General features: G+C 50.9%; 5 protein-coding genes. 2 read left to right on the top strand and 3 right to left on the bottom strand.

The window, feature by feature from the left end; all coding sequences use genetic code 11:
- The first annotated feature begins 5 nt into the window (after positions 1 to 5).
- On the top strand, positions 6 to 284 hold the full coding sequence (locus Q0852_RS05180) for a DUF3343 domain-containing protein (protein WP_299014843.1): 279 nt from the start codon (positions 6 to 8) through the stop codon (positions 282 to 284).
- On the top strand, positions 268 to 831 hold the full coding sequence (gene yedF, locus Q0852_RS05185) for a sulfurtransferase-like selenium metabolism protein YedF (protein WP_299014846.1): 564 nt from the start codon (positions 268 to 270) through the stop codon (positions 829 to 831). The genes Q0852_RS05180 and yedF overlap by 17 nt, the downstream gene beginning before the upstream one ends.
- Before the next feature lie 121 nt (positions 832 to 952).
- Here yedF and rtxA read toward each other — a convergent pair whose 3' ends face one another.
- Genes rtxA through Q0852_RS05200 form a run of 3 tightly spaced genes read right to left on the bottom strand, consistent with a single transcriptional unit; the run spans position 953 to position 14,952 of the window.
- Positions 953 to 14,080, bottom strand: a complete 13,128-nt coding sequence (gene rtxA, locus Q0852_RS05190; RefSeq protein ID WP_299014849.1) for an MARTX multifunctional-autoprocessing repeats-in-toxin holotoxin RtxA — start codon at positions 14,078 to 14,080, stop codon at positions 953 to 955.
- A gap of 22 nt (positions 14,081 to 14,102) precedes the next feature.
- Positions 14,103 to 14,564, bottom strand: coding sequence for an RTX toxin-activating lysine-acyltransferase RtxC (gene rtxC, locus Q0852_RS05195; protein ID WP_299014852.1), 462 nt, complete (start codon positions 14,562 to 14,564; stop codon positions 14,103 to 14,105).
- 22 nt (positions 14,565 to 14,586) lie between these two features.
- Positions 14,587 to 14,952, bottom strand: a complete 366-nt coding sequence (locus tag Q0852_RS05200) for a peptide chain release factor 1 (RefSeq protein ID WP_299014855.1) — start codon at positions 14,950 to 14,952, stop codon at positions 14,587 to 14,589.
- Positions 14,953 to 15,140: the final 188 nt, after the last annotated feature.

Below are 15,140 nucleotides of genomic sequence, written 5' to 3' on the forward strand. Positions count from 1 at the left end.
ACATTATGACAGCGTCAGCAGTAACGGCGATGGATTACATCGTCACCTTCACCTCCAGCCACTTTGCGCTAAAAGCTGAAAGTGCACTGAAAAAGGCAGAGATGGCACCCCGCCTGATTTCAGCACCACGAGCAATCAGTTCACAGTGCGGCTTTTGCCTCGTACTGGAAAACTGCGACTGCCAGGATCTGGCCGCAAAGCTGAAACAGCTGACCGTAGCCTTCACCCACATCTATACAAGACAACTGATCGATGGAGTAAAACATTATGCACAACAAAATTGATGTTCGTGGTATCAACCAGGATCAAGCCCTTACTCTTCTCGAGCAGGCATTAAAGGCAGAAGAACTGGCTTCGCTGGAAATCCTCAGCTCAGAGCAAGAAAACACCACAACGCTCATCAAAGCCCTGACTCAGCATGGCGCTACCTGTGAAGTGCTTCAGGCAGAAGAAGGACAAACCATTATTGCCACCTTTGCCGGCGAACAAATCATGAAGCAAAAATCTTATGTCGTAGGCTCTGATACTTTAGGCAAAGGCGATGATGTGATAGGTCACAAATTGATGAATGCCTTCTTCAATGTCAGTTCCGACTATGAGCAGGTTCCGGCATCTATCTTCTTCATGAACACCGCCGCCAAACTGTGTGTGGAAGGGGCTGATGCACTAGCCGCACTACAAAAGCTAGAAGAAAAAGGCACTGAGATTATCGTCTGCGGCACCTGCCTGGATTTCTTCGGTATCAAAGACAAACTAGCCGTAGGTCGTATCGGTACCATGCATGATCTGATCGGCATCTACCACAAACAGGAAGAAGTCATCAGCCTGTAGAGTTGTTCGATATAAAACAACCATCTACGAACAAAAAACTGCAAAAACAAAAAAAGCCGCCTCCCCGAAAGGAAACGGCTTTGATTTTATTTCAGTCTTTCAACCTGATGTTAATTAAAGCTTAAGCTATCGCGCCTTTGCCGTTAGTGACATCAGCCCATGCTGTTGTCACTGCAACGCGAGACTTGCTGTCCAGGTTGTCGATAAAGCCATTGTCACCGGCAGTCGGTGAAAAAGAGCTCATGGCCTGAACCAGCGCATCAACGGCATTGTCAGACAGTGCCGTGTATTCACGTTCACCGGCTGCATCTTTCTCGCCCATGCCAATAACCAGTTCAGCACGATTACCATTGAAGTAATCTGCAAACGTCACAGCACCTACGCTTTCGAACTGGTCCTGAACCGTATCAGTACTATCATCACGCAGAACTGACAGTTTCAGATCATAACCACTGCGTTCGAACCATAGGTTCTGCCAGTTAACACCGTTGAAGACGATGTTATCTTCACTGCGGATATCTTCTACCAGATTGTCGATCACATCGCCGCTCACAACAAAGCTGTCAACGTCTTCGCCACCCTTAAAGGTGTTCTGGTAGCCGCCAAGCACCATCAGATCACGGCCTTCGCCGCCGTCAAACTGGCTGAACTTGGAGATCGCGGCTGCGATCAGGTGATCATCACCTTCACCGCCGTTCAGCACCGCATGGTAGCCCATCAGCTTAACAACATCGTTGCCTGCGCTGCCGTTAACCCGGTTATTGTTACCGAAGACATTGGCAAAGTCGTTACCGCCGCCCAGCTCAACCTGGTTATTGTTACCGATAGTTACCGAGTAATCCTGATCATCACCGGTATCGACACGGTTGAAGTTACCGGATGTCACCACATAGTCCTGGCCGGTTCCGGTATTGATCTCGCCACCTTCACCAAACACAAACGACTTGTCATTACCCGCGCCCATAAAGACATGGTTGATACGTCCGGCAACCACCGCCGTATCATTGCCGTCACCGCCAAACATCATGTTTTCACGCCCCATCAGGACACCCATGTCATTACCTTCACCGCCGGTGAAGATGTTGGATGTACCCGTAGCGTAATACACGTCGTCACCGCGACCGCCCCAGAAGTTGTTGTTATCGCCAAGGTAGGCACCCAGATCCTTGCCGTCGCCGCCCCAGTTGAAGTTGTAGTTACCCAGTGAAACGTTGATGTCACCATCACCTTGGAGATGACCGCTGTTACGAAGGAAGTCAAACGTCTGCTCCTTCATATTCAGCAGATCAGCCGTCAGGTTCTCCTTCAGGTTAGTCACCAGCGACGCCATTTCGTCCTGCTTATCCTGGCTGAAAATCGTTGCAAACAAGTTCGGCAAGTTAAGAGCATTAAAGCCAAATGCGCGCTCCTGCTCTGAACTGTCAGCCTCAGACTCAGCAGCCGACCTTTCCGGCACAGCTGCTTCGACAGTTTCGCCATTAACCGATACAGAGGACTTTTCTTCTTCCCCTTCCGGCGCTGTTTCTTTCAGGCCGTGGGTCTCGGCAAACGACTGGATACCTTCTGCACCCATGTCGATACTCGATTCCAGGCTGTCCAGCAGTTTGCTTGGATCAACAAAAGACTGCAGCTGATCACCACTGAACTCGCCAATCACTTCCAGCATCTCTGTCAGGATCGCCACGCCATCCACGGCTTCGCCATTGCGCGACACAATATGGCCACCAGCGCTGTAGTCTACGCCAAAGATGTCGCCCAGTGTCGTATCAGCACCAACACCAGCCAGTTTACCCAGCAGCTTGTTCTTCAACTGACGAGGCAAGTCTTCCGGGTTGTAGGTGAACGTCGTCTTGGCCTGGCCCGTTGCTGAGAACTGTTGGGTCATCAGGCCGAACAGTGAACCCAGGTTAGTATCCAGAATAGACTGAATGTTGTCACCGAACATGAAGTTCCAGTTACCTGTCGTCACTTGAATATCGGCGCCCTGACCGCCTACCGCAAAGTTGAAGGCCAGCTTCTCATTTGCCTGACGGAACTTGTCCGCTCGGCTCATCTTGCTGGTGTCAGTGTCACCATTACCGCTCAACCACTGGTTGTACTGCTTGTTCAGCGCCGCTTCGGTGTCACTCTTCAGGCCACGGCTGCTGCGTTCATTCTGTGAGTCCAGCTCAACCAGTGTGGTGTAATCCACGCTGCTGGTCTGATCCAGGCCCGACATATCGTTAACGAATTTCTCCGCGCCAGACAGCGTCCATTGCTGCTCCTGAGCAGCCAGCCAATCCTGACCTTCACCTGAGCGGGCAATGCCCTGCAACACACCAGAAATACGCGATGCACCATCAAACGGATTAACCATTGGTGGTGTCGGGATCGACTTGTCAGCCATCACGATAAGATCATTACTGCGGCCCATGTTGAAGCTCACATTACGATTACCGATGAACATCTGAGCGCCTTCCAGCGCCTGGTAGCCTGCCATGTCAAAACTGTGCTTGCTGTCGCCGTTACCAACGTGAACCATCACATTGTTATCACCAAAGGCCAGCGACTTAAAGCCACCGTTACCAACCTTGATACCCAGATTCGAGGTTCCCCAGTTCACAGCAGTGAACTCACCATTACCGACATTCACCTGAATGTTGCCAGAATAGCTAAGCTTGCTGTCAGAACCGCTTGATGCTGTATCCTGCGCGTTTTTGCGTTTTTCCGGTGCCGTAAAGACATCGTCATTATCAGCAATTGCGCCACGATCAGGTGCATCGCTGTCACTCTGGCCAACACGGGTAAGATCAATATCGCCTTCCGCGATTCCATTACGGATCGCTTCTTTGCGAGCGACGACTTCACCCTGCTCGTTCCAGCTCAGCACGACCTTGTTATCAGTCAGCTTATGAGCCCACTGGTCGTTGGCATCACGGGTATGCTTACGGCCTGTCGAGTCAACAGCCACTTCAGTGCTGCGGGCTGACACATCGCTGCGGATACCCTGCTCATCCATCGCTGTAACAAAGCGGCGGGCAAAGCCTTCCTGCTTATCGTCACTGACCAGTGAACAACCGGCGATGCTGATATGCTCCGGCTTGCTGGTGATATTTTCAGCCTGACTGAAGTCCTGATTAAACTTCTTGTTGAATTCGGTCAGCTTAGCCGCCAGTTCATCAGCACTGTAGCCACTCAGGTGCGTGTTGTTGTTCTCGGACTCATCACGACCATGACCCACTACCTGCCAGCGCAGTTTGCCTGCCAACTGAGATGGATCACCGTAAACCACACGGTAGTTACCATCAGCATCAAGCTGAACCACCACACTGCTTTCCGGGTGCTTACCAGCCAGATTCGCCGCCGCTTTCGCTGCTGCCGGATCATTTTCGGTCTGGATAATCACCTGGCCGTCAAAGCGGGTTTCACCGCCGTCAGCCTTCGGCGTTACAGCTACCTGTTCCCAAGACTCAACATCTTGGTTGTTAGCCTTACTACTAGTACCAGCCAGCGCCTCTTCCTGACCAGGTGTTTTCGCACCTTCGACAACGTCAGTACCGACAGGCTTCTTCATTGGAGTACTGTCAAACACCGGCAGATCAAGAATGCCCTGCATTGTTGTTTTGTCACCCAGTGTCGGCTTATAGGTCGCCAGCACACTGCCGTCCATAACAACGACACGGTTGAAGACCACTTCACCCGCTTCATTCTTCGCCAGCCTATAGCTCTGAGCCATGTTCAGATCTGACTTACCGAAGAAACGGTTCAGGTAAGCGCCGAACTTATCTGCTGATGAGAACTCGACAACACCGGCATTCGGATCGTAGAAACCGTAAACACGGTCTTCACCACTGCCTTTGGCCCATACTGCCATTGCGTGTCCCGGCGCATCCAGCTCCAGCAATACCGGCTGACCGTCGGCTGCACTGTCGGTGATCTTGTCAACAACTCCGTTCACCGTCAGCGCCTGCTTACCTTCGAGCTTTTCCTGCCACACTTTGATGGAGGTTTCGTTCATCGGATTCTTGGCATGAAGAGCGGCAAGGCTGCCCAGAAGCTTACCAGCATTGGCTCGTTCTGTTTCAGAGTAAAGATCGGGATTGCTCAGTACCGCCGCGGCGGAATACAGCTTCTCCAGCAACTTGCCGGCAACCCCTGCCTGACCATCATTTTCAAGCTGCTTCGCCACCAGAACCAACTTGGACAGCGGGTCGCAACGACCACCAAAACCATCATTCGACAGGTTCAGCAGTAACAGTTGTGGTGCCAGCTGTTCACTTGCCTTGCTATCAGCCATACCGGCAGAGGCAACATCACGGAACAGGCGGTTAAACTTCTCAACCTTAGGCTGGAAAGTGACCTTCAGAGCACGGCTTTCAATTTCCCATGCAAGGGCACCTTTCTGCTCTGCCGTCCAGTTACCTTTAACCAACAGGTCGACCAGCTGATTGATGCTCATATCCGAACGGAAGCCATCAACCACCTGATCGGCATAACCTTGCTTGTAACCACCCAAGAAGTCTTTTGTGGCACGGATATCTTTAGCTTTGCCTGGTTTAGAGTTATCAGGTTTGAGCGCTTCGCCATAGCGTTGAAGATCGCTCTTAATACCTTTCAGAACTTCGATACCACCATCCTGTGACTTAGCGTCGAACAGACCAGAAACAATCTGCCCTGCATACTGGCTCATCAGACGATTGCTTGCTTCATGGCCGTAGAACGTCTGCTCACCCGTCACGTTATAGCCGGCAACGGTGAGCTTGGCGCGCATCTTCTCGCCTTCAGTGCCCAGACCTTCATTGTCGGTCAGCAGCATGATTGGCGTCTCTTTCGGCAAGCCTTTCAGGTTCTTCTCAACCGAGAACTGACCATTAACCACCTTAGACAAGGCTCCTACAATACCCGCCGGGTTTGGAACCTCATGACCGGTAATTGCCTTGGTCATGCTCGGCATCGGACGATCCAGCAACAAGCCGGAAACAGCTTTGCCATTCTGAGCCGCATAACGCGCCAGATCTGCCGCGATCGGGCCACCCATTGAGTAACCGTGGATGATGATATTGCTAGGGTCGATACCTTTGTCATTCACCAGGTAGCTGAACATGGTGCGGGCATCCTGATAGAGGCCTTTTTCGCTCGGACCACCATCACTTTCACCGTAACCACGCATGTTAACAGCCAGCATATCCATGCCCTGTTTCTGGTAATGATTACGGATGGCACTTGCCTGCTCTTCAGCTGAAGAACCAGAACCATGCAGGAACAAGACGACTTTCTGCGATGCTTCAGAATCCTGCTCACCCGCTTGCGCTGTTTTGCCGTGATGGAAATACCCCGTCAATCGGCCAGAATCACCTTTCAGCGTCACCTTATCCGATTCACCTTTTGTCACAGCATGATCAAGTAGCGCCTGGGTGATCTCACCGGTATTCCGGCGATCTTCTTTGCTGCCATACAGCTCATCATTTAAGAATCGGGTCAGCGGACTGAGTGAGGATTTATCACAAGCCGGTGTGCCATCATTATCAATCGCTACCGATTCATTCATCAGCTCACGCTGGTGCTGACGCTTACCACCAAGCGCTACCAGCTCCTCTGATGCGGAATGAGCATGCTCTTTGTAGAACTCGAGTGTTTTCTCAAAGGCATTGTCCAGCGCAGTGCGCACAGCACCCTCGGAGTCAGCACCGACCAGCTCTACCAGATCCTGATAGTTGGCGGTATAGCTTTCCAGTACCGCTTTGCGATCATCGCCGGTTTCCTGAAGCGCCTTATACACAGCCAGGCTCTCGTTGACCGAGTGACCGCCATCAAAGACCAGGAACGCCAGGGTGTTCAGGTACGCCTGATCAACAGAGAACCCTGGATTCTTGCTCGCAAGGTGCTGATTCAGGTGCATCATGATGTTGGTCGAACCCGATGCGCCCGTCACTACCGACAAACCATTGTTCAGAGCATTGCTTTCAAAGGTTGTCTCTTTGCCCGGAGTAAGAATTCGGCCATCGGCCACACTGCGGCCTTCCTGGAAGTCCTCGTAGGCATCACCTTTCGGCTGGTAGTGAAGCGCTGTACCGTAGTCACTGGTTTTCTTCTCAATCAGGTTAACCTGGTTTTCACCATCAACACCTGTTGAGATCACAGCACTGGTTGAACGAGCCTTAGTGATCACATTCTGATAGAAGCGATCGCCTTCAGCTTTCCATGGTGCCATTTCCATACCCAGACCAGGAGTAATCGCCATTTTCACCGCAAGGAAAGGGACTTTGATCACCCCGAAACCATCATCAACTTGCATCATCATAGTTTTGAAGTTGTCGTAGTTCGGCGTTTCAAGAAATTGAGTCAGGGTCGGCACACGGCTGAACCATGGACGCGCGTCCTTGTTGACCGCTTTGGCGAACGCTTCCATTTTCTTCTGGATACGCCCATCACGCAGGGCGTCATCTGCCGCATCCGGTAGCAGGGTATGCATCCACTCATCGAAATCGTTAACCAGACTGGTACCGATCTGAACCGAGGTATTGATAGCCTGCTCTGTCGGTGTTTTCACCAGCTCATGGGCAATTTCAGAATCGAAACGACGGCCAAACAAGTTATCGAGGTACTGACCTGTTGTTTTTTCTTTCTGTGCATCAGATAGCAACTTACCAGCCAGCGTTTGCAGCTCTGGATGAGCCGCCAGCTTATCATGAGCCTCGCTAAACAGCGCAACAGCACTCTCTTGAGTTACGTTACCGTTCATCCATAGCGCCTTGGCTTGCTCCGCCAGCTGGCTGATTTCACTGACATCAGCTTCAGCAACATTGACCTGCCCTAGCTTATAAACGAACTCAACAATGCTCTCGCTCTCGGTTTTCGCCGCTTCACGCTCCGACGTTGAATTCGTCTGGGTCGGTGAAACCACTTCAAGCGATTGCAAGCGGCTGATCTCGTCTTCTGCCAGCGGTTCAACCAAACCAGCTACACGGCCAATACCGTCAAATACCACCTTGGACTCAAACGCTTCGGCAGCTTTCGGATCGATTGCAATACCAAAGACATCAGCGTCCTTAGCACGGCTTGCCTGAATATGGCTTTGCAGCGACACAATCTCAAACTGCAGTGGCTTAACCAGCTCGCTGCGCTGGGCAAACTCATTCGGATTTTTTTCCTGCCACTTCTGTAGCGCCTGCTCCAATGCGGCAAGGTTATCTTCAGATGGCATACGCTGAACATACTGAATGTTACGACGAACCGCTTTCAGCTCCTTACTTGGCAGATCCGTTGAAAGCTTGCCAAGGTGACGCTTAGTCGAGTCGATAAAGCTGGTGTCATCTGCATCCAACAGTAAGAAACCGAACCCGTCGACAGCTTTCATTACTGTCCCCGACGCATCAGCCACATCCCCCAGCGCTTCCAGGTTCACACCTGAAATCTCCTGACTCTTACGTCCCAGAGCATCAGCCCCGCTCGCGTTAGGTACAACAATGCTATTGGTCTGTGCCTGCGTGAACATAGAGGAAATAGTTACCCCTGCGTCGCGTGAGCGAGTACCAGCATTAATTTGCAGCTGGTTAACCGCTTCCTTCGCTGCTTCCAAAGCTTCCTGCTCTTCTTCTGTCAGGCCTTCTTCTGTCAGATCTTCGTTGAATCTTCCATCAGCCTCAGCTTGAGCTTTAGCATCGACATGGCTTGCCGTTTCACCTGCTCCCTGAACATCGTAGGCGTTGCCAGCCAGCTCACTACCTACGGCACCTTCGCGCTCAGGGCGATCGCCTTCATTTTGCTTCGCAGCTTTTGCATCTGCCTGCGCCTGAGATGCTTTGCTCTCGGCAGCAGCACTGTCGCGCTCACCACGAGACTGCGCATCATCAGATGCACTGTGGGCATCGCGCTCAGCCTGCTCGGCACGTTCTTGCTGAGACAATGCCTCTGCTTTACGAGCCTCTGCATCTGCTTTGGCATCGGCAATGTCCTGCTCGGCTCCTGCGCGGTTCTGTTCACCTTGTGCAACACCGGCTTCTGATTTAGCTACCGCCTCTTTTACATTTTTCTGGTTATCTGCAATCGCTGTCAAAACCTGTGAAAGGTATTCATCAGAAACATCTTTCATGTTATCCAGTTGCCCTTGAACACCATCAAGGATGCCGCCGGCAAAGTGCTCGCGCCAGCTGTTACCGGATTTGCCTTCATAATCAGCATGGTTATTCAGCGCATCCAGGCCTTGAGCCATTGCGGTCAGCTCTTCAGTTACCGCATTGGCTTCATCCTTCACTGCATCGCGATGTGCATGACCGTTATTTTCCAATGCATCCTGATCAGTAGATTCAAGCTGAGATTGCGAACCTGACAGAGCAACCAGTTGTTTTTCTTTTTCCTGCTCCAGGCGCTGACGGTCTGCTTCTGCGCGCTCTTTGTCGCCCATCGCATTTTGTGCGGCTTCATTCTGCTCGGCATGTTCGCTGACAGCATTGGCATGTTGTAGCATCTCAGATTTCGCAACGACGTTATCCAAGATATAACCCAGCCCATCATTATGGCCTGTGCCTTTAAATTCAATTCGGTTACTGCCGGCCTGTGCCGTCAGTTTCAATGTTTTTTGCTGCCAAGCCGACTCATCGCCAGAGGTTGAGAATACAACATTACCGTTCCAGATAACCTCTATGCCATTGTCAGCTGAAATGCCTTCGCGCTTCGCAAAATCGAAGCTCAGTGAAATGACCTCGCCATCAGCCAGGTTCTGAATATCTTGATAGATGGTGGTATTTGTGTGCGTTGCCAGCTCAGTAACTCGAGAACCATGACCAGTACTATCAACACCATATACGTTCGCGGCGTAATCCGCTTCAATACCGTGGGTTGACTGCCAGCCGTGTCGACCTTGCTCAAAGCCACCGTTAGTGATTAAGTTTGGATTTTGCTCTGTATCCGGCGCGTCTTCGACATTAAGGTCACTACGCATCAGATCCAGTTCCGGCGTCTCAACATCAGTCACACTGCTGCTCAGGCTATCGCCAAGATCAGTGCTGACTTCATCGATTTCATCCATATTGAAGCCATCGATTGAAGAGACTTCTGCCAGATCAATCGCGCCTTTACCCTTGCGGGAACCCGAAGCTGTGGCGTCATCACCCTGAACCAGGTGATTGATTGCCTGACTACCGCCGACACCCAGTACGGTCTGCTTGATGTTGTCGAACAGTGCGGACAGCTTATTGCTATCGGTGTTGCTCGATGCCACAGCAAGACTATAGAAATCGCCGTTACCAATCTTGATAGCCACGTTGTTCTGCGCATAAGAGGCATTGATGCCCAAGCCGTCACCGACGTGGATATTGGCGTTTGCCTTACCTTTCATCACCGCAACATTGAGGCCGTCACCGACTTTGGTATTGACGTTAAACTTGCCCCAGGCCACGTTAACCGAAATACCGTCACCGACTTTGGTGTTGATATTGGCGTCGCCGTATGCCGCCGTCACACTCAGGCCGTTACCGACCGTGGTAGTGATATTCGCCTGGCCTTTCGCTGCGGTCACCTGCATACCATCACCCACTTTGGTCACGATATTGCCCTTGCTCCACAACGCATTGAAGCTGTCACCATTACCCACCTGGGTAACGATGCTGGCATCACCTTTCGCCAGCACCACATTACGGCCGTCACCGACTTTGGTGATCACATTCGCCTGCCCCCAGGCACCGGTATAGTCATCACCATTACCGACATGAGTAACGATGTTGGCTTTGCCCTGAACAACGGACACTTCCTGGCCGTCACCGACCTTAGTGATCACGTTGGCTTCGCCCTTGGCGAAGTTATAACGGTCACCGTCACCGACATGAGTAAACACGTTAGCATTACCCCAGCCAGCATTGATGCCCAGTCCGTCACCGACTTTAGTGATGATGTTCGCCTTGCCTTTGGCAAAACCGATCGTCGCGCCGTCACCGACGTGGGTCATCACGTTACCGACTTCAGACAGCAGCAGGCCAACCGTTGTACCTTCGCCGACCTTAGTCAGGATATTGCCTTTACCAGCCAGAACCGCGGCTGTGGTCGCATCACCGACATGAGTCACTACGTTCGCTTTAGCCGCGGCTACCACGCCCATAAAGTCGTCGCCAACCTTGGTCACGATATTCGCTTCGCCCAGCGCCAGTACCCCTGTCAGACCATCACCAACATGGGTCATGATATTGGCTTTACCGAACATTGCAGCCAGTGTCGTACCATCACCGACCTTAGTCATGATGTTTGCTTCACCGGCAAACATACCAATACTGGTGCCGTTACCGACATGGGTCATGATGTTCGCTTTACCGACCATCAACGCCGCCGTCAGTTCATCACCGACTTTGGTCATGATGTTGGCCTGACCAATCATCGCAGCAAAGGTTGAGCCATCACCAACATGGGTAAAGATATTGGCATTACCGACCATCGCCGCCAACGTCATACCGTTACCGACCTTGGTCGCAATATTGCCCTTAGCCAGCATTAAGGCTACCGACATACCGTCACCGATATGGGTAAACACATTGGCCTCTGCCACCATCAGCGCCAGTGCATTACCGTTGCCAACCTTGGTAAATACGTTGCCCAAACCGCCCATCAGCGCCCAGGCGTCACCTTCACCAACATGGGTAAAGATATTACCGGCACCAACCATAGCAGCGATCGATGTACCGTCACCGACTTTGGTGAAGATATTGCCTGCCGCCCCCATCACACCGAGGGTCTGGCCGTCACCGACATGGGTCAGCACGTTACCGATACCCAGCATCACACCGGTCGTGTTACCGTTACCGACCTTGGTCAAAACATTAGCACCACCGACCATCACACCAGTAGTCGCACCGTCACCGACATGCGTCAGTACGTTGGCACCACCACCCATCACAGCCAGCGCATCCCCCTTACCTTTCTTGGTCAGGATATTCGCGCCGCCAAGGGCTACCGCTGTCGTATCGGAAGATTCGTCATCACCGCTGATATGAGTGATGACGTTAGCACCGCCAAGCATGCCGGCGATCAGATCACCACCACCAATTTTCGACAGCACATTGGCGCCACCGGCAAGCACAGAGGCAATATCGCCATTACCCATCTGGGTCATAACGTTAAAACCACCGGCAGCCATCCAGGTCGCGTTACCATTGCCCACCTGAGTATGGGTGTTGTAACCGCCCAGCATTGCCACTTGGCTGTCACCGTTGCCTTTGTGTACCGAGATATTGCCGTAAGCCAGCAGGTGCGCCAGGTATTGACCGTCACCAACGCGCACAAGCACGTTAACCGCACCACCGGCTGTCACATCCATCTTGCCTTGCTGACTCTGGTGAACCAGCACGTTAGCCAGACCGACACCACGGAAGGTCAAATCACCCAGCTCACCGCTCTTGACGATAACGTTGGCTGCACCGCCACCAATAAACTCGGTGTCACCGAACTTAGAGCTGTGCTGAATAACGTTGGCAATACCGCCGCCACTGAAGTAGACGTTACCGCGAGTGACGTTGGAATTAATGACATTGCCGCCACCAGCGCCTTCAAAGCGAACATCACCGGAGCTCTCGCCGTCAACCTTCGCTGACTCAACCAGTGCCTGCTCACTGTATTCCTGCATCTGCTCAACATGTTCAGATGTGCTGCGCACCGCATTAACGCTATATTGCAACTCACTCAATGAATAACCACCGGTTCCCATCTCGTGGTAACCGTTAGCGGTTGAAATATCAGCATTGGCCAGATCAGCCATATGGTCGCCAGTTTTGTACCAAGCCTTAGCCAGATACTTCAGCTCACCGGTTTTCTCATCATTAGCCAGCTCAACCACAACAATTTTGGTATGGGCACCAAGCTTCTTGGCATACACGTAAGTATTAGCTTTACAGTTAGATTTCACTGCTGACACGTCAACAGCAGTACCATCGGCATAAATGGCGTGACCACTCATTTTGGCATCAGCCAGCGTCACGTCCGCCGCATCAATCAACGTGCCGTCACCGTAGCTCACCCACTGGTTTTCAATCAGGTCTTTTTCTACCGCATGGATCGTCACTGGCTGCTGATGTTCAAACGTCAGATCAGAAAGCGTATACGCGCCATTTTGATTAATGGCAGTAAAGCCATTGCTAGAAGAGATATCTTTATCGGCAAGATTTTCTAAATGATTCCCCTCTTTATACCAGGCCGTCGAATAGTACTTTAACTTGCCTGTCTGAGGATCGTTAGAAAGTTGAACCTTGTTAATTTTGGTATAGTGTTTATCTGTGAACGCAAACAGGTAGGTATTAGGTTCTGTTGTCGACTTAATGCCGGTAACCGACTGGTTATAGCCAATCCAGCTACCACTCATGGTCGCCGTGGTAAGTGCAATGTTTTCCGCTTTGGCTGTATCCAGACCTTCACTTGAAAATTCATTGCCTGCGCCCTTACGGGTAATGGTGTTATAAGCACCGGCACCGGTAAAGTGAATATTGCCGTGAGCAACATCAGAGTACAGACTGTTGTATCCGCCTACCCCTTCGAAATCAATGTCACCACGGGTTTCGGTATACACATCTTCAGCATGGCGGGTTCGCTCGATACGGTTTGAGGCTCCGGCACCTCTCATGGTGATATCACCCGCTTTACCGCGTCGGACAATGTGGTTATCAACACCTGCCCCAGCAAAGAAGATATTACCGGTTTCTACACGAGAGCTGATGCTGTTAGCAGCCCCTGCGCCATAAAACGAGATGTTACCGTGAGAGCCCTGATATTTATCGAACCAGGTGCGATCAATTTTATTGGCAGCACCTGCTCCGCTATAAGACAAATCACCATCATTGGTTTCGTGCCAGAGACGGTTATAACCACCTGCCCCACTGAAGGTCATGCCTCCAGACTCACCTTTGCGAACCAGGTGATTATACGCGGCAGCACCGGAATAATTTACAGCACCGTGACGACCTGTATGCTCGATATCGACACCACCTGCGGCTCCTTCGAAGGAAATATTTCCATCACCGGATTTATTGATATCTGCATACCCGGCAGCGCCCCGCACAGTCAGGTTGCCACCAGTATCATCTACCCTGAGGTAGCCAGCACCGGCTGAAACCGTGTCGTTTCCTTCGCCGGTATAAATTGTCGCCCCGATAGACCCCAACTTAATGTGGTCATCGCCTCCGTAGGCATGAATATTTCCGCCAAACCCGATAGCAACAATGTCATTGTTACCCTCATCGGCGGAATAGTTCCCCGTGAAGAAGTATTCAACACTTCTCCAAAATGGTTTACCCATAAGCCAAACTCTTATTCAAAAGTTAAATAGAAAACCACTGTATTTGCCTGATACAGCGATCGTTTTGAGCATCCACCTTGCCGCGGACAGTACAGACTTTCTGACCTTTCCACGGCAGGAATACACGGCGACGCAAGTCATTGACGACCTGGCGACCATGCCCGAAAGGAGCAATCATCTCCGGAATGAAAATATGCTGGCCGGAACGCCAGTCGGATGGTGATATTTCCCTTTCTCCTGAGAGCAGCTCATCTCGGTTCTGCTCAGACAAAAACGCCCAATTACAAAAGGCAATCGGGCGTCCGTGTTCATCTTCGTAGTAGCAAAACTGATTTAACTCAAATGCAGGCATAATGCGTTGTTGCCATTCAGCCAGCACATACCTACGATGAAGTGGTGAATGTTGGCTAAGCAACATTACACCACCGATCATATGTTGTATTTGCGCTAAAGTGAGTTCTGCTGGTTGATGCTTAATGGACATACGCCTTATCAACCAAATTTAATTATTTTTTTGCGCGGGTAGAGCGTTTCTTCGGTGCCGCTTTTTCTTCTGCTTTTACTGATTCTTCTGCTAAAGCCTCTTCAGCTTCATTTTCAACAGCTTGTGCTGCAGGCAAGAAACCGGCTGCAACCAGCTTTTCAAACTCAGCTTCCATACGAGGGTCTTCAAGCATGTTTTTAATCATCGAAACCATGTACATAAAGCCAGATGCTGGCATATGGACAACTTGTTTCAGTTCAAGATCATTATCACTTTCGGCCATTACACCGTTAGCCATACTATTTTGATCCTGGCCGACAAAATAAAGAGAAAATAGACCTTTGTTGTAATTTACGCTTGAGACTGTTTGAACGAACTTTTCTGTCATGGAAACCACCTTACTTTTTATAATTAATGTCAATAACCTGGCATTTAGTAAAAACCAAATGAGTCTCCAGCCTGATATATATAGGACGGAGTTTTATTTAAAAATATAATTATTCAACACGTCGCAAATTGATTATTACAGAAATATTACAACGTAAAAATATAACGTTCAATAAAAACAAGCATAAA

The organism is uncultured Photobacterium sp. (assembly GCF_947502415.1).
Lineage (GTDB): Bacteria > Pseudomonadota > Gammaproteobacteria > Enterobacterales > Vibrionaceae > Photobacterium.